This is a genomic window from Vibrio aerogenes (assembly GCF_024346755.1).
GTDB lineage: Bacteria > Pseudomonadota > Gammaproteobacteria > Enterobacterales > Vibrionaceae > Vibrio > Vibrio aerogenes.
In genome coordinates, this window is sequence record NZ_AP024862.1 from 708987 (window position 1) to 726558 (window position 17572).

Consider the following 17572-nt stretch of genomic DNA (forward strand, 5'->3'; position numbering starts at 1 on the left):
TTGCAGCTGGTTACAGAAATGAGGAAAATAGTCTTATTATCATTCCGGGTGGAATTTCCTCTTTATGAGCAGTCCAAGATTACGGGTTCAGTTCGAAACACTGTTTGAATATTTTAACGGGCAAAATACCAGCATCCGGCTGGAAGATGTGACCGACATTCTGTTCTGCACCCGGCGTAATGCCCGGATTGTTCTGAATAAAATGGAAGAAGAAGGCTGGATTGAATGGCACCCGGCTGCTGGCAGAGGCAAGCTGTCTGAACTGATCTTCAAAAGAAGCCGCAGTGATGTCAGTGAGAATCTGGCCCGGCGCTATCTCGAAGAAGGAAAAATAAGTCAGGCGTTGTCGGTTTTGGATCAGGATGCGGGAAAGCTCACCCAGGTGATTCAAAATTATCTGGGTGTGCAGCATCAGGAAGGTTTACAGGTGGTACGTTTGCCTTATTACCGTCCCTTATCGATGCTGAACCCGCGTAAAAAAATGCGCCGCTCCGAGCAACATATTGCCCGGCAGATTTTCAGTGGTCTCACCACGCTTGATGAACGGGATGAAGTACAGGCTGATTTAGCTCACAGCTGGGAAAATCTGTCGCCATGCCACTGGCGGTTTTATTTGCGTCCGGGGGTGCGTTTTCATAATGGTGAATTGCTGGTTCCTGAGCTGGTGGTTCACAACCTGCTTGATTTACGCCGCTTCCGGTTGTTTGAGCATATTGAATCGGTGATATCTCCGGGCGATTATGTGGTTGATATTTATCTGAAAAAGCCGGATTATCGCCTGCCGGTTTTGTTGGCTGAAACCTGCGCAAAAATCATTGCTGATGACTTTCATTGCAGCGATCCGGATCTAATGCCGGTAGGGACCGGGCCATATAAAGTGGTTTTAAATGATGACAAGCGATTGATTCTTCAGGCATTCGATGGCTATTTCGGTTATCGTCCCCTGCTGGATAAGATCGAAGTTTATGTGATTGATGAAACTCATTCCTGCCTGATTTTTCCGACGTTAAACACTCCGATGAAAAACCGGCAAAGAAACCGGCTGACGGAAGAAGTGGATTTGGATCCGGGGTGTATTTACCTGCAACTGAACCGCAAAAATGGAATTGCTCAGGATGAGAGCTGGGCGGATTATCTGACTCAGAAGCTCAATGCACTTAATTTCTTCAGCCGTTGCCCTGAAGAAACCATTGTCGAATGGGGCATTTTACCGGCACATGGTCTCAAACCCGGCTGGTATCATCATAGTCCGCAGCATCAGGCTGATCCGCCCGGTGCAGCGACGCTGACAGTTGCATACCATGCCCGTCATCCGATGTTTCCGCATTTAAAGAAAATTATTCAGGCGGTCTTAAGTGAAGATGGGATTCATGTTGAGTTTGTGACTTACGAACATACAATTGATGATATGTCGGGTGTGGATATCTGGATCAAAGCGATGGGAATTTCCAACCGCCGGGATGATGCGTTGGCCGGATGGTTGCTGGACTACTCTGACCTGAGCGAAATGAGTCAGGATGACGATTTCAGAGCCTGGCAACAAAGGATTGATGACTGGCGATCAGAGATGAATCAGCCTTTCCCGGCAGCTGAGATAGGGAAGTCGTTGATCGAACGCTACCAGATTGTTCCGCTTTTTCATTGCTGGCTGGGCGTGAATCATGATCAGTGTGGTGCCTTACAAAATGCGCAGTGTAATGCGTTAGGATGGTTTGATTTTTGCCGGGTATGGGTTAAACCTGACCTGCATGTATCCGGTCAATAAAGGAAATTTGTTGTGCATAGTCCGATTACATTAGAAGCATTATATATTCTTGATGCCATTGACCGGCGGGGCAGTTTTGCAGCGGCGGCCCATGAACTGAACCGTGCGCCCAGTTCACTGAGCTATCAGATTCAGAAACTTGAGCAGGAACTGGATATTATTATCTTTGATCGTTCAGGGCATAAAGCGAATTTTACGGACTCTGGCCGGCTCCTGCTGGATCAGGGGCGGTTAATTTTATCGGCCACGGATAAACTGGTGAATGATGCGACGGTACTGGCTAATGGCTGGGAGCTGGATTTAACCATCGCTTATGATGGCATTATTCCGATCAATAATTTTTTTCCGATGGTGTCTGCACTCGGAGATATCAGCAAAACACGGGTGCGGTTGCAGGAAGAGATTCTGGCAGGATGCTGGGAGTCACTGGCAACAGATCGGGCTGATTTGCTGATTTGTCCGCGTCTGGATACGTTGCCTCATGATGTTAAAGTGGAAACGCTGGGTTCAATTTCATTTATCTGGGTTGCAGCAACCGATCATTATGTTCATAAACGCCGGGGGGTGTTTGATGAAGAAGCCCGGTTAAAGTACCGGATTATTGCGATTTCAGATACAGCCCGCGAACAGCCGCCCCTGAGTGTGAATATCTTACACAAACAACCACGGATGACGGTGACAACCATGGCCGCCAAATGTGAAGCGTTGGTGGATGGGCTGGGAATCGGGACATTACCAAAACAGGTGGCGGATGCTTACATTGAACAGGGCAAGCTCAGGCTCATTGACGGAACGGATACACGAACTTCTGAGCTGGTGCTGGCTTGGCGGCGCAATAAAATGGGAGAGGCGAAATCGTGGTGTATTCAGTATCTTAAAAAACACTGGCACATGATTTGAGTATCACCTGAACATTTGAGTATGGTCTGAACATTTGGGTATTACCTGAACAGGGCGCAGAGAGTATAACAGCAGGCCGGTCATGAACCGGCTTCCTGTTGTAAGTTCAGCTGCATCGTCGCTGTGCCATCTTCAAAATCGATGTTCGTGGTGAAACCCAGAGAGCGGGCCAGTGACAACATGCCCTGATTGGCTGGCATCGTCATACCGGAAATCTGCTGCGTTCCTTTTGTCTGGCAATAGCAAATGATTTTTTTCATCAGAATTTTTCCCAGTCCCATCCCCTTCAGATCGGTCCGGATCAAAATTGCAAATTCTGCATTGCTGTTATCCGGTGAGATTAATGCGCGGGAAACGCCTAATATTTCGGGTTCATCTGACTGACGGACAGCCACAAAAGCCATTTCACGGTCGTAATCAATTTGTGTCAGGTTCGCCAGTGTTTCATGGCTGAATTCACCCACTTCAGTAAAAAAGCGTTTATATAAATCTTCTTTTGAGACTTTATGAATGAAAGCTGCATGACAGGGTTCGTCTTCCGGCAGGATCGGGCGAATCAACAGGTTTTCCTGTGTTTTTTTAATAGAAATCATCTCTTCCAGCTCTGCCGGATAGGGGCGAATGGCTAACCGGCCCTGCGCATCACCGCTATACTGCCTGAGGGTTAAATCTACATCAATAATGGTGAATTGATCGCCGTTGATCAGCAGTGGATGAATATCAATTTCATGAACTTCCGGGCAAGATTCAATCAGTTGCGACAGCCGGACCAGAAACTCAGCCAGTCCGTTAAGGTGGATTGGATCAGGCTGACGCTGAAAGCGGATTTTGTTATTTTTGAGCGCATTTGCGATGAAGTATTCGGCCAGCGCCATATTTAACGGGGGCAGAGCCGCTTCTGCTTCTGTGGCTTCCTGCCATTCGGAGCCGCCCTGACCGAGCAGAATCACCGGACCAAAGGTGTCATCATGTTTGATTTTGACCCGTAATTCCTCACCACCGGCACGCCGGGCCATGGCCTGAACCGCCAGACCATGGATGTTGGCGGAAGGATAGAAAAGATGTGTCCGGTCGAGGATGGCCTGTGCCGCGCTGCTGACTTCATGCCGGTTCCGCAGATTCAGCATCACCCCCTGCACATCTGACTTATGGGCAATATCGGGTGATCGGAGCTTAACGGCTACGGGATAGCCGATGTTTTCAGCAACGTGAATCGCCTCTGAACTGTCCTGTACCATCCAGGTGGGCAAAACGTGAAAGCCGAAATAGCGAAGAAACTCGCCGGCAAGGTGGGTATCAAACTGAATGATCTCTGCGGCATTGAGCCGCTTTTGAATCCACTGGTTTGCCTGATTAATTTGTGTCTGTGGCAGGGAATCGGCGGTGGTAGGTGTTTCCATCAGCTGTTGCTGGTTTCTTTTGTAATTGACCATATGCATAAATGCAATCACGGCACTTTCCGGTGTTCTGTAGGTCGGAATACCAGCCTGATAAAAACTTTGTCTGGCGGGTTTTGCGGTTTTTTCACCTGCCCAGTTGGTCAGAATATTAAACTGCCGTGTCCGGGGGTGCTTTTTCAGCGCGTCAATCACCGACTGTGCGGTTTGATCTGATGCTGCAACAGCGGAAGGGCTGTGCATAATCAAAATCGCATCGGCAATATCAGCATCAAGCAATATGTTCAATGCTGCCACATAGCGCTGGTGACCGGCATCGCCGACTAAATCGATTGGATTTGCGTGAGACCAGCTGGCAGGTAAGACCTGATCGAGTTGCGAAATCACATCACGGGTCAATCCGGCCAGTGTGCCGCCCCGTTCCAGCAGAGTGTCGATTGCCATAATTGCCGGGCCGCCGCCATTGGTAATGATGGCGAGCCGTTCTCCTCTCAGAGGCAGCGGGTGAGTCAGGGTTTCAACGGCGGCAAACAGTTCATGGGTGTTGTGAACCCGCAGCATCCCGCTGCGCCGGATTGCAGAGTCATAGATGATATCGAGTGTATCTGCGCCACCGGTATGTAACTGTGCGGCTTTTCGGCCTTCGCGGGTCCGTCCGGCTTTTATCACCAGAATTCGCCGGTTACGCGAGGCGGCTCTGGCGGCGGAAATAAAACGGCGCGCGTCCCGGATGGTATCGATATAAAGCAAAATCGCATCAGTGTGCCTGTCCGTACTGAAGTAATCCAGCAAGTCACTGAAATTAATATCGGAAGCATTCCCAAGTGAAATAAATGCAGAAAATCCGATGTGTGACTCATTAGCCCAGTCCAGTACGGTGGTACAAAGCGCAGCAGACTGAGAGATAAAAGCGATATTGCCTTTGACAGCGGCGACCGGAGAGAATGATGCATTAAAATTGATCCACGGAAGAATGATCCCCAGACTGTTTGGTCCGATGATACGGATATCAGCCTGGCGGGCAATTTCCATACACTGCGCCTGAATTTGGTGTCCTTCTGCGTCATCACTGTACATATCTGATGAAAGAACAATCACGCCCGGAACTTTTTTCTCAGCTAGTTGTTGAAATATGGCTATATTTCTGGAAGCATGCGTACACAAAACTGCGATATCAGGTATGATGGGCAGTGTGTTGACAGATTTATAAGATAAGACACCGCATACAGATGTGTCGGCTGGAGTAACCGGCATGATGGTGCCGTTAAATCCGCCATGAAGCAGGTTTTTCATCACGACATTTCCGGCACGAAGCGGGCGGTTTGATGCACCGATTACAGCCACACTCCGGGGATTCAGAAAATGGGACAAATCATTCATTTTGGGTCTCACATCTGCAAGGATATTGATTTGATTATATAATCAGACAGTGGAATCACCGAGCAGCAGGGATAAAACTTGTCGTTCCGGCTAAACTTGTTGAAGACTTTGTGTTTAATATCACAGGTTATCCGGTCGAATTGACGAGTCAAACTTGATTCCGGAGACAGCTATGGGCATGATTGATATACTTTTTATGAAAGGCATAAATACTATGGAAAAAAGAATCATTGTCGGAATGTCTGCTTTTCTTTTAGCGGCATGTTCTACTGGCTCTTATGTCAGCGATGTGACCGTTGAAACACATAAAGAAGATTATCCGGCAGCAACCGTACAGAAGCCTGTGGTTTCTCAAAATGGTTCGATGAATGGTGTAACCGAAGAACCGGTAGTTGCTTCGTCGATGCAGGACATGAACACCGCACCAATGTCTGAACCTTCGCCAGCAATGACAGAATCTAAACCTGAAAAAACAGCGCCGTCAGTTGTCATTACTGCGCCGACTAAAAAAGATATGGCGCATCAGGCACACCGGTTTGGTTACACAGTTCAGGTGATAGCCGTTGGCAATCAGGCAAAAGTTGATATGTTTGCATCGAAACTGCCACAAAATGGTCAGCCAGTCTGGGAAAACTATAAAGTGGTCAATGGCACGAAATGGTATACGATCCTGTTTGGTGATTTTGCGACCCGTGCAGAGGCAAAAAACGCCATCCAGACTCTGCCTCAAGACTTCCGCCAGCTGAAACCTTTTGTTAAAAGTCTTGATGCAATCAAGAATTCTGAATATCCGACCTTAAATAAGCTAAATTAATAAAATAAGAGAAGGGGGCATTTGGCCCCTTCCTTTCACTCATTCCGCTTAAAAAAACAGGACAATACTCGTCGAATGAATCGGAAAAATATCTTACTCCTTTGCGGAGGAGGTTCTTCAGAACATGAGGTTTCTGTCGTCTCGGCAGATTTTATTCAGGCGCAGCTGGCACTCAGTGACCGCTATCATGTGATACGTATAGAAATGAAATCCGATGGCTGGTTTTCTGGCAGTGGGGAACTGGTTTATCTGGATATTAATACAGCGACACTACATGCTGAGACGTCACAGCATAAAATTGATTTTGTTGTGCCCTGTATTCATGGTTATCCGGGGGAAACCGGAGATATTCAGTCAATGCTTGAGCTGGCTGGCATTCCGTATCTCGGTTGTGGACCTGAAGCGAGTACAAACAGCTTTAATAAAATCACATCAAAATTGTGGTATGACGCGCTCGGTATCCCGAATACACCCTATCTGTTTCTTTCTGAGCTGAATGATGAAACGCTGGCACAGGCAGAGCAGGCTTTTGAGCAGTGGGGAGCCGTGTTTGTGAAAGCCGCCCGGCAGGGCTCTTCCGTTGGGTGTTACAGTGTCACTGAAGTGTCACAACTTCGTGAGTCGATAGAAGCTGCGTTTGATTATTCAGAACAGGTACTGCTTGAAAAAGCGGTCAAGCCAAGAGAGCTGGAAGTGGCAGCCTATGAGATTGACGGGGAACTGTATATTTCAAAACCGGGGGAAGTGATTGCACCGGAGGATAAGTTTTATACTTATGAAGAAAAATATAGTCAGGACAGTCACTCCCATACGCAGGTTGAAGCGCAAAACCTGTCACAGGAACAGTTAAGTCTGATTCGCCAATATTGTGAAAAAGTATTCCGGCATATGAAGTTACGTCATCTGGCCAGAATCGATTTCTTTTTGACACCAGAGGGACAAATCTACCTCAATGAAGTGAATACTTTTCCGGGAATGACACCAATCTCGATGTTTCCCAAGATGCTTGAGCATAACGGGCATCAGTTCAGTCAGTTTTTGTACAACTGCATCGAACAGAGTATTACTTCCAGGGTTTAAACGACTTGTAATGTAACATCATGGTTTCAGCACTGTGTGTGTTCCCGACGTACTGAGCGGGCATCACAGGGCTGTGCCAGCGTCCGAATGACTGAATCTCTTTCACCTTCATCCCTTGCTTATGTAGCTCCCTTGCTGCACCAATCCGGGTTGATTGCCCGGAAAATTTCAGGTGTTTCATGCCCAGTCTTTCTCCGGCATTTCTCAATATCCGGTAAATTGAGGAATCATTCAGTTTATTGGCTGCGATATTTTGATGTCTGTCAATGGAGCGGAACAGATAGGGGCTTTCTCCGGTATCAATCAGGGAGCGCCATTTCCCGATAGCCAGTGTGGCTTCTGCTGACAGTCCGTAAGTTTCCTGGTGCAGGGTGACGTGCAGATGTTGTATATCATGATCAAGCAGCTGGCTGGTTTGAAAGTCTCTCAGTTCTGCCCGTTTCAGAGCACACTCAAACATAAGAAAATAAATCGCCAGATCCCGGATATCCCGTTTGCTTTTTGAATGTTGCATACGTTTATTCAGTATCTGCAAATGAGTTAAATCAAAAGCATCAGCTTGTTTGTTATCCCCCTTTTTTTCCTGTCTGAGCGACATGAGTAATAACCTGACATCGGTTTGACGGATGGGGTCGGGGCAGGACATAAACTTGTGAATGACGGTTATAGTGACGGTGTAGCGTCTGATGGTGGAAAATTTCCGCTTCCGGCTCTCATATTCGATAAACCGACGAACGGTCGTCGAAGATGCAGGTAAAACACATAACTGATGCTGCCGGCAAAATTCAGAAAATAAATTCCAGTCCTTAGCCATGGCCAGTAAGGAACTGTGAGCATATTGATGATCGGTCAGTAATGCCAGCTGTTCTGTTGTGATTGTTTTACTTAAAATTTCTTTATACTTACTAACTTCTTCTTTTTTTGTGAAGCTCGTTCGTCTTTTTAACATTTTAACGCACTATAACTAAGTATTTTGATGTAAATATACTTGATAACTATGGAATTACAATTAATACTACTAAAAAAATGCAACGGAGGCTTACCAGAATATGGCAGTCGCAAGCTATCGGGGTATGGAATTGAAAACAGTGGGCCAGTCAACGGACATCTGGCAGGTAAAAATCAAAAACCGGGTTCTGACCGGAAGTATGGTTGCTGTCAAAAAAAGTGTTGACTGGTGGTGTGAATCAGCCTCCATTATTGATCCAAAAGAATTTGAATCTTTAGCTTCAAAACACGAAACAAGTGAAGGGATGCAGGAACAGTTTGCCGGTTTTACGTTAAAAAATGATACCGGCCAGCCTGGAGACTGGTACTGTATGTTTAATGGTCGATTGATCAAAGGCTCTAAATTAGGACTTCAAAAACACATTGAAAAAACTATTATAGAGTTACGACAGGCAAGCCAGGCAAAGAAAGAATAGTATGTCACTCGTTTATTCAACAGAAACAGGGCGGATTAAGCCGGAAGAAGAGAAGCCATCCCGCCCGAAAGGAGACGGTATCGTCCGGATTCAGCGTCAAACCAAAGGACGCAAAGGCAAAGGTGTTTGTATCATTACCGGGATTGATTTGGATGATGCACCGCTAAAACGCCTTGCCGCCGAACTGAAAAAGCACTGCGGATGTGGTGGTTCAGTGAAAGATGGCGCCATAGAAATTCAGGGAGATGCCAGAGATAAGATGAAAGCATTTCTGGAGAAAAAAGGGTATTCCGTCAAACTTGCAGGTGGATAGTTCTCAGGTTTTGTAGTTTGAGGCTTGTATTTGGAGGCTTGTATTTGGAGACTCGTGCTTTGAAACCCGCACCTTGAAAGAAAAGCCTGAAGAGCCATTTTCAAATGGCTCTTTTTTATGTCACGCAATCTGAGTCAATCGCGTTCAGATTTTTCATCATACGAAATCGTTGTTAGCATGCATGCTGAACCGGTACCGGAGCTAACAGCTGATTAATCACTGCACACAGTAACGGGCTGTGATCAAATATAAAAAAATGGTTGCCGGGAAAGCTCTGGATATTGACAGACTTTGTTGTAACCTGTCGCCATGCTGACGCCGTCTCAAAACTCACATTTTCATGATCCCCATACCAGACGGTCACCGGACATTGTAAAGGCCGGGCCGGTTGCCATTGCCAGGTTTCTGCGGCAGTGAAATCAGCCCTGAGTATTTGTTCAAAATAACACTTCAGTTGTTGATCATGCATCAGTTCATCAGGTATTCCGCCCATGGCAGACAGTGATTGCCAGAAATCTTCAGAATCCAGCAGATGCTTTCTTCCCGTGAATGGTAATGTGGGAGAACTTTTGCCTGAAACAATCAAATGACAGGGAGGCCGGTATCCATGCTCTGCGGCGATCCTGGCAACCAGATATGAAACCAGTGCGCCCATGCTGTGCCCATAAAATACATAGTCCGAGTGAAAGGTATTCGTACATTCCAGCTCATGAAACAGCTGAGTGGCGATGGTTTCAATTTCATAGAGAAGCGGCTCATGACTTTTGATGCCATGACCCGGATATTCCATACACCGCGCATGAATGTGCTGGTTCAGCCGGCTGAACAGTTGACTGTAAGCCCGGCTGCTTCCGCCAGCATAAGGAAAGCAGATCAATTCCAATGAATATTCCTTTTGTTTTCATACCTGACTGAGCAGAGTTATTCATCCCTGTTCTTAAGGTTACTGTTCTTAATGTTACTGTACTCAAAGTGGCTGTACTAAAAGTCTCTGTACCTGAATAAGTATATCTACTCAATTCATATTAATAAAAATTTATTTTGCTGGCTTCTGTGTCACATTGCAACATCACTTTTCCTTTGTGTGACTGGCTTCTGTCCCGAACAGAAAATACTTCGCTCATTTGAGATCTTTCCGGGAAACAACAATATTTCATCAACATCACCTCCTCAAAATGCATTTACACGCATAGTGGCTATATTTATATCGATAATTTTAATATTCGATCAACACACGTCACGATGGCCGGAGATTTCAGGATGAAATACAAATCACGCTTTTTTATGTTCACCTTTATGCTGCTCACGACGTCAGCATATAGTCTGGACAATACACAGGTCGCAACCATTGCTCAGGTGGCTCTGGATCTGGAACAGGATGAGTCAACAATACCGGGAGCAGTGACTGCGATCGCTGATGATGATTCGGTGATATGGACAGGCAAAAGTAACTGTGATGAGCAATATGAATCGTCAGGATTTGCCTGTCCTGACTCTGTGGTCAATACCACAGATCAATTCCGGATTGGCAGTGAGACCAAAACATATACCGGTACAGTGATTTTGAAGATGATTGATGACGGTTATCTGAATTTAACCGATACACTGGATTCGCTGGCCCCGTTTCTTGATATTCCCAATGCCGGATCCATCACGGTTGAAAATCTCCTGCAGATGACCAGCACGATACCGGATTACCTTAACGCGCCAGCGCTTTATTACGGTTCCGATACAGATTTAACCATCAATGATCAATATGTGATTCAGTATGGGCAGCTTGAAATTACCCCGCCAGATGCTTATATCATGGCAACTAACAGTCAGGACAGAACGTCCGGTATGAGCTACTCGAATACCAATTTTGCGATTCTGGCGTTGATTGCCCAGCAAACATCCTGTGATATGCCGGACTTTACCAGTTGCCAGACCATTGAACAGTTGATCTCTCACTACGTTTTTGAGCCATTAGCGCTGAACAGCACCATTTTCCCCGGGGATGATCAATTCTCTCTGGCACATGCGTCCGGATACGTGATGATAGAGTCAGGTAAAGAAATCACCGGGACAGCATCACTGGAAAGTGACGATGCCAACGAACTGATCGATTCTTTTACTTTCCTGAATCCTAAACTTCCCTGGGCTGCCGGGGCGATTATTTCAGTGCTTGATGATCAGATTATCTGGGCCCGCCAGCTGGTCAAAAATAATCAGAGCCTGCTTTCAGCGTCGATGCAAAGTCAACGTCTGGACGATACAGTTGCCGGAAGTGTCGCCGGTATTCCGGCGCGCTACGGCCTCGCCGTTTATCATATGAATTCAGACTATAACGGTTCTGAATTTACCGGCCACTCGGGGGCTATTTTTGGTTTCACCAGTTCGCTGTTTTATAACAAGGAAACGGATCTGTTTTATGCTGTGGATGTGAATCAATACCCAGCCTGGCAAACCGCCAGAGATTTCCTGTGGCAAATCGACAAAGGTATCCGTTTCTCTCAGGATCAAAACGGGAATTGTACGGGTTCACCCCAGCCGGTTCCCTCAACCTGCACCGGCCTTAGTGTCAGAACATCTTCACTCACCATTCCGTCCGGTAATTCGCTGATTATCGACCCCTCCCAGGTAATTTACACCGGTTATAATACCAGTGATTGCTCAACTGACAGTACAACCGGAGAAATGACATGTACCGCAGAAAATAATACTGCGCCTACACTGGTGTTTTACGGCCATCATCTGGAAGGCATTCAGATTGATTCCGGGACACTCACACTGGAAAGTGGCGCTATTTTGCAATGCAGTGGCCGGGATTGCAGTGCGATTGCAACAACCGGCTCTCCGGTGCTCAATATCTACGGCACGATTACCACAGAAGGGACAGGCAGTCAGGCAATCAAAGGCAGCAGCGGCAATGAAACGGTCAACATGTATTCCGGGGCTTCTGTCAGTAGTGATATTGACCTGGGGGCGGGCAACAACGAACTTGTTTTGGAAGACGGTGCATCCTTCACCGGAAATGTGCTTCTGAGCACACCGGATGTGATCTTATCCGGCGGCACAGGTTCCTTATCGGTCGGTGTCAGCAATAATCAGGTCACAATTACTGATGCACAGAAACGCATCAGGCGCTACACACAGAATCAAAGTTTGACTGAAGTCACCATAGACAACGACACCATTTCATCTGAGACTTTGCTGATCCCCGTCGATATTGATAACAACGGTTTGTACGATTTAGTGGTTTATCAAAGCGATGATTTAAATTCACTGGCTTTAAAAGTCAGCACATCTCTGTTTGATACTCATTTCTCTTTTGCATCCGGCAAAAGCTCTGGTGTTTTCGGGCCTTTCCTCTTGGTGATTTTGCTGTTGGGTGGGCTGTTCCGGTATCGGAGAATTGTAGTTTCATAAAAAATAAATATAGAAAATTACCACTTATATCATGCATATACTAATATGATTTAATATGTATTCAGGGGTCGGGTTCCCTGAAAAGTGCTCCAACTATAACTAGTTCTGTCCTTTATGACATTTCAGGTCTGTCGTATCACCTGTTCAATGCCAGTTGTTATTGCTGACGGAGAATCAGTGGCTAAGGAATCATCTTCCTGACAGGAGAGATGAATGGAAATACCCCATGATGGAACTCAGTAAAAATAATATCGAGGATATCCTTCCGCTTACACCACTTCAGGCCGGAATGCTTTATCACGATCTGTTAGAGAAAGACAGTCATCATCATGTCTCTTATAACCAGCAGGTCAGATTCAGGCTGACCGGCACATTGAATGTTGATGCTTTTCGTCAGGCCTGGCAGTGTTTAATTGACCGTCACGCCGCTCTCCGTGTGGTGTTCAAACATGACAAATCCGCTGAGCCGATTCAAATTGTTCTGAAAGAACGGGACTTCGTTGTTCATGTGATGGATTTGACTGCGTTGAATGAACGGGAGAAGACGCAGCAGCTTGATAGTTTTATTGAGTCTGATAAACGTCGGTCATTTGTACTGGAACGGGATATTCCGATGCGGGTATCTCTGCTGAAGTCTGGTCCGGAGGAATATTGGTTTGTCTGGTCATTTCATCATATCTGCCTCGACGGATGGTGCGTTGCATCACTTCAACAGGAGCTATTTACTGTTTATCAGCAGCTGATTCATCATTGCCCGGTTGACTTACCACCGGCGCCTTCATTCAGCCGTTATATCAAGTGGTATAAAAGTCAGGAATCCCATCAGGACTTCTGGCGTCAGTATCTGAGCGGTTACACAACGACAACATCGCCACCGCTGCCAACCTTACACCATGATGATCAGAAGCGCAGGAAAGTGTCATGCCATGATGAATCAAGCCATCATGAATATGACACAGAAGTTCGCCTGATCGGGCAGCGGCAATGGCTGGCGTTCAGTGAGCTGAGTATCAGGACAGGCGCGACACCAAGCACCTTATTCCAGTGTTTGTGGGGACTGTTTCTGGCAAAAGTGAATGAAACCAATGATGTTGTGTTTGGCAGTGTCCAGTCGATTCGTCCACTGGCCAACTCGCAGTTTGAACGTTTGATTGGCTTATGTATAAATACGATCCCTTTCCGGGTTCGTTTTTCCGCGCGAGACAGCCTGGAAGAGATTGCGGGCAAGCTACAGCTTGAACAACTGGGCTGCCCCGAACATGCGACGATGTCAGTCAGTGAGATTCAGGCCCAGTGCAGTCAGACTGGTCAGCTGTTTGACCATTTTATTGCCTTTGAAAACTATCCGGCATCCGATACACAAGCGTGTGGTAAAGAAAAACTGACTGAAGGGCTGTATGCCGATGAGTTTCGTGAATATATGCCGACATCTTATCCATTTCATATTGCGGTATTACCCACGAAGCGCGCTGTAAGCTCAGAGGTGTCGGTAAAATCAGATGTCTCAGTAAAACCAGATTCATCCGTCAGTCAAACCCTACAGATTTTGTTCAAATATGTACCGAGAAAAGTGGAGAAAGACAATGTCCGGTCACTCGCCTATACTTTCTGCCGCTTTATTGAAGACTGTCTTGCCGCGCCTGATTCACCGGTTGCTGATATCTCTTTATCCGGACCGTCAGCCTCCGGGCTCAGCTCAGCTGGCCGGCAGGTTGCATTAACTGCATCTTGTTTAACCGGATTTCATCAACAGTATGCCCGTGATGAGCATACCGCGCTGATTGAAGGGAACAGACATCTGACACATCAACAGCTCCGGCAAGCCAGTCTCGTTCTGGCGTGTCAGATCAAATCAAGACTCAGTTCAAACACGGAAACAGTCGCACTGTATGACACCGCAGGGACTGAAATGATAGTCGCGATTTTTGCCTGTTTCCATCTGGGAATACCTTATGTACCGATGGATCCGGCCAATCCGCTGGCGATTTCCGGAAAAGTCCTGAAACAGGCGAATGCCGGGCTGATAATGACCAGCCGCCAACAAACCGATTTGCTGACGATGGACTCTGGCATTGCATGTCTGAATGTCAACCTTGATCAAATTCTCTCTGACGCCTCGCAGGCAGCGGAGACACATGCTTTATCCTGCCCGGCTCAGGCCGGGGCAGACAGCATTGCGTATATAATTTTCACCTCCGGCACGACCGGTGAACCCAAAGGCGTTCCGGTCACTCACCAATCATTGATCAACTATGTGTGTTGGTGCCGCGACCGGTTTCAGTTCTCTGCCTCTGACAGCAGCATACTTCTGACTTCGTTCAATTTTGATCTGGGCTATACCGCCATATTTGGCAGTTTGCTCTCCGGTGGCACATTACATATCGCCAGTGAGACACAGCGGCGCGATCCGCAATGGGTGGCTGACTATATCCGCGCGCATCAGGTGACTTTCCTCAAACTGACGCCCTCCTATCTGCATATGTTGCTGGAAGTTCTGGGTCCACAGGCATTGAATGACAGCCATTTGACCCGACTGATTATGGGGGGAGAACCGCTGAATTACAGCGATCTGTCACGGCTGAGTCAGCACAACCCGGCATTACATCTTTTTAACCACTACGGACCGACTGAAAATACCATTGGATGCTGTGCCAACAAGATGACGCCGCGTGATATTTCCGGGCAGTATCAGAATATCGGGCGGCCGGCACACAATACCGGTGCCTGTATATTGAACCGGGACATGAACGAATGTCCGCCATATGTCGAAGGTGAATTGTGTTTGTCTGGTAGCCAGCTCATGCATTCTTATCTGAATCCGGACCATAATCACAATCGTCTTACGGTTTTCAACAATCAGACGGTTTACCGGACTGGTGACAGAGCCTTCCGTACCTTACAGGGCGATATTATTTTTGTTGGGCGGGAGCAACAATCTGTCAAAATTGATGGTTACCGGGTGGACTTAAATGCCGTGCAGCGTGTCATCCAAAATTACAGTGCGATTAAGGATTGTCTGGTTGACAGTTTCCGGCGCGATGATGACACCATCATGATTGTGGCACTGGTGATTCCTGCGGATGACAGCGGAATTTGCCTGCATGAGTTACGCCATTGGCTGGGAGAGCAGTTACCGCATTATATGCATCCTTCCGATTTTATCGAAGTTTCCCGCTTTCCGATGACCACAAACGGAAAGCTGGACAGGAAGACACTGCTGCAATTCTGGACAAACCGCCTCAACATAACCTCCGGGACGTCTTATCAGGCTGCCCGGACAGAAACAGAAACAAAACTGGCCGGCATCTGGGAGAAGATTTTTCTTAAACACCCCATCAGTACGACAACCAGTTTTTTTGAATTGGGTGGACATTCAATTAAAGCGATTATCTGTATCAGTGAAATCCGCAAGCAATTTGATATCACATTGCCGGTCACTCAGATCTTTACCCATCCGACAATTGAGGCTCTCGCTGCGGAGATAGACCGGGTTCTCACTCTGGACGACGGCGAATCTCAGGATAAACCGGTGCTGATGACTCATACCGATCAGCGGATTTTGCCGCTTTATGATGGGAATTCTGTCAAGACCGGCAACTCAGCACAAACTACAGACCCTCTGGTGTATTGCTTACCGGCCATTTTAGGGACTTCAACGGTTTATAAAGAAATTTTTGAGGCGTTAAAAATGCCGGTTCAGGTGTTCGGCTTTCAATGTGGTGGTTTTGTCAGTGAAGCGCTCCCGGAAAACCTGTTACAGCTTGCTGATCTGGCGGCTGAGAGTATTACACAGCATTATCAGACCATGGCCAGTCAAAGCATGGTCAGTCAAAGCATCACCATGACAAATCAGCAGCCCCGCATCATGCTTTTTGGTTACTCTTTCGGGGCAATTCTTGCGCTTGAAGTCGCTAAGCGGCTGGAGAAAAACGGACATACCATCACTTTATTATTGCTGGATTCAAATTTAAAACAGCATACCGACACTGGCCAAACCCTGAATGAAATGCGTCATATCCGGTATTGGGACAAAATTATCTCTCTGTTTGAAAAACACCTGAATCAGGCCGAACTCCGGCAAATCGAAGCCGGGGTGATTCGTCATCAGCACATACTTTCCCGCTACCTGAACCAGCAAAAAATAAATCATCATTTACTGCATTCAGAAATGATCTGTATTGAGAGCAGCGAAAACGCTGATCAGGGGTATATGCACTGTTTTGGCCGGAAAACAACAGGTCATTGCCGGGTCATGTCCACCTCCGGTGATCATTACAGTATGTTCCAGCCGCCACATTTTAACGGATTACTCAGCAACATCCGCGATGCAATGACACGACTCATGCATCCCGGGCAATCAGAGCCCGGACAACGGCGGCAAATGTTAAGCAAAGTGGAATTAAGTTAATTACGTTCAAACCTAACCGTTAACCGATGGAGACAGTGATGAGAGAACCACAAAAGAAAACCACAGCCCAGGAGGCGAAAGCCGAAGCCGTTCCTGAAAAAGAAGCGCCGGCTGAAGAGGTAACAGAGCAACCGCCTGTTGACCTGGCTGCCTGCAAAGAAAAAGCAGAAAAAGTTGTTGAGAAGTACAGCAAATGGTCGCTGGCGACAGGTTTGATTCCTGCCCCTGCGATTGATTTGGTTGCGTTGACTGCTGTGCAGATCAAAATGGTTTCTGAAATCTGCAAAGCATTTGAACAATCATTCAGTGAGCACAAGCTGAAGTCAGTTCTGGTTCCGCTGCTCGGTGCAGCAATGCCACAGGCACTGACCACCGGCGGTGTCAGCTCGACAGTGAAAGCCATTCCGGTTTATGGCACTCTGGTTGGTTTATCTACCATGCCATTACTGTCTGCCGGTGCGAGTTATGCCATTGGCAGCGCTTTTATCAGCCATTTTGCCAATGGCGGAACACTGCTCAGTCTGAATATCAGTTCAATGAAGGATGCAGTGAAAGAAAACGTTCAAAAATACAAAAATAAAAACAAAGATGATGAGGATGCCTCTGTCGCGGATGAAGAAACCGCAAAAGCATAATGGATACCCAGGCGATGACCCGGGAATAGAACTGGTGAAACTTTAGCC

The 17572-nt window shown here is 46.9% G+C and carries 12 protein-coding genes; 9 read left to right on the plus strand and 3 right to left on the minus strand.

The window, feature by feature from the left end:
* The first annotated feature begins 64 nt into the window (after window positions 1-64).
* The gene (locus OCV29_RS20775) at window positions 65-1765 is read left to right on the plus strand and encodes an SgrR family transcriptional regulator (RefSeq protein WP_073606210.1); all 1701 of its coding nucleotides are present in this window, start codon (window positions 65-67) and stop codon (window positions 1763-1765) included.
* Between the two features lie 12 nt (window positions 1766-1777).
* Window positions 1778-2665: a LysR substrate-binding domain-containing protein gene (locus tag OCV29_RS20780; RefSeq protein ID WP_261887398.1), complete on the plus strand. Its 888-nt coding sequence runs from the start codon at window positions 1778-1780 to the stop codon at window positions 2663-2665.
* Window positions 2666-2745: 80 nt separating this feature from the next.
* Here the strand turns inward: OCV29_RS20780 and OCV29_RS20785 are convergent, their stop codons facing one another.
* Entirely contained in the window at window positions 2746-5442 is a 2697-nt protein-coding gene (locus OCV29_RS20785) for a bifunctional acetate--CoA ligase family protein/GNAT family N-acetyltransferase (protein WP_073604630.1), read from the minus strand.
* 214 nt (window positions 5443-5656) lie between these two features.
* On the opposite strand from OCV29_RS20785, the gene OCV29_RS20790 reads away from it, so the two are divergent.
* A complete protein-coding gene (locus tag OCV29_RS20790) occupies window positions 5657-6256 on the plus strand; it encodes an SPOR domain-containing protein (protein ID WP_073604643.1) in 600 nt (199 codons plus the stop codon).
* Between the two features lie 75 nt (window positions 6257-6331).
* Complete coding sequence (locus OCV29_RS20795) at window positions 6332-7336, plus strand: D-alanine--D-alanine ligase (protein ID WP_073604631.1); 1005 nt, start codon at window positions 6332-6334, stop codon at window positions 7334-7336.
* On the opposite strand, the gene OCV29_RS20800 is transcribed toward OCV29_RS20795, so the two are convergent.
* Window positions 7320-8285 carry a tyrosine-type recombinase/integrase gene (locus OCV29_RS20800; RefSeq protein WP_073604632.1) on the minus strand — a complete coding sequence of 322 codons (966 nt, stop codon included), beginning with the start codon at window positions 8283-8285 and terminating at the stop codon, window positions 7320-7322. The two genes, OCV29_RS20795 and OCV29_RS20800, sit on opposite strands and share 17 nt — an antisense overlap.
* Window positions 8286-8385: 100 nt before the next feature.
* Between OCV29_RS20800 and OCV29_RS20805 the strand changes: the two genes are divergently transcribed.
* Together OCV29_RS20805 and yciH are read left to right on the plus strand one after the other, a co-directional pair.
* Window positions 8386-8760, plus strand: coding sequence for a DUF3319 domain-containing protein (locus OCV29_RS20805; protein ID WP_073604633.1), 375 nt, complete (start codon window positions 8386-8388; stop codon window positions 8758-8760).
* Window position 8761: 1 nt separating this feature from the next.
* Window positions 8762-9073 (plus strand): stress response translation initiation inhibitor YciH, encoded by a 312-nt coding sequence (gene yciH / locus OCV29_RS20810; RefSeq protein WP_073604634.1) that lies wholly within the window; start codon window positions 8762-8764, stop codon window positions 9071-9073.
* A gap of 172 nt (window positions 9074-9245) precedes the next feature.
* Here the strand turns inward: yciH and OCV29_RS20815 are convergent, their stop codons facing one another.
* Window positions 9246-9956: a thioesterase II family protein gene (locus OCV29_RS20815; protein ID WP_073604635.1), complete on the minus strand. Its 711-nt coding sequence runs from the start codon at window positions 9954-9956 to the stop codon at window positions 9246-9248.
* 377 nt (window positions 9957-10333) lie between these two features.
* Between OCV29_RS20815 and OCV29_RS20820 the strand changes: the two genes are divergently transcribed.
* The 3 genes from OCV29_RS20820 to OCV29_RS20830 all read left to right on the plus strand — a co-directional run bounded on the left by OCV29_RS20820 (window position 10334) and on the right by OCV29_RS20830 (window position 17524).
* Window positions 10334-12481 carry a serine hydrolase domain-containing protein gene (locus OCV29_RS20820; RefSeq protein WP_073604636.1) on the plus strand — a complete coding sequence of 716 codons (2148 nt, stop codon included), beginning with the start codon at window positions 10334-10336 and terminating at the stop codon, window positions 12479-12481.
* A 226-nt stretch (window positions 12482-12707) separates the two neighbouring features.
* Entirely contained in the window at window positions 12708-16889 is a 4182-nt protein-coding gene (locus OCV29_RS20825; RefSeq protein ID WP_073604637.1) for a non-ribosomal peptide synthetase, read from the plus strand.
* Between the two features lie 38 nt (window positions 16890-16927).
* Window positions 16928-17524, plus strand: coding sequence for a YcjF family protein (locus OCV29_RS20830; protein ID WP_073604638.1), 597 nt, complete (start codon window positions 16928-16930; stop codon window positions 17522-17524).
* The last annotated feature ends 48 nt before the right edge of the window (window positions 17525-17572 follow it).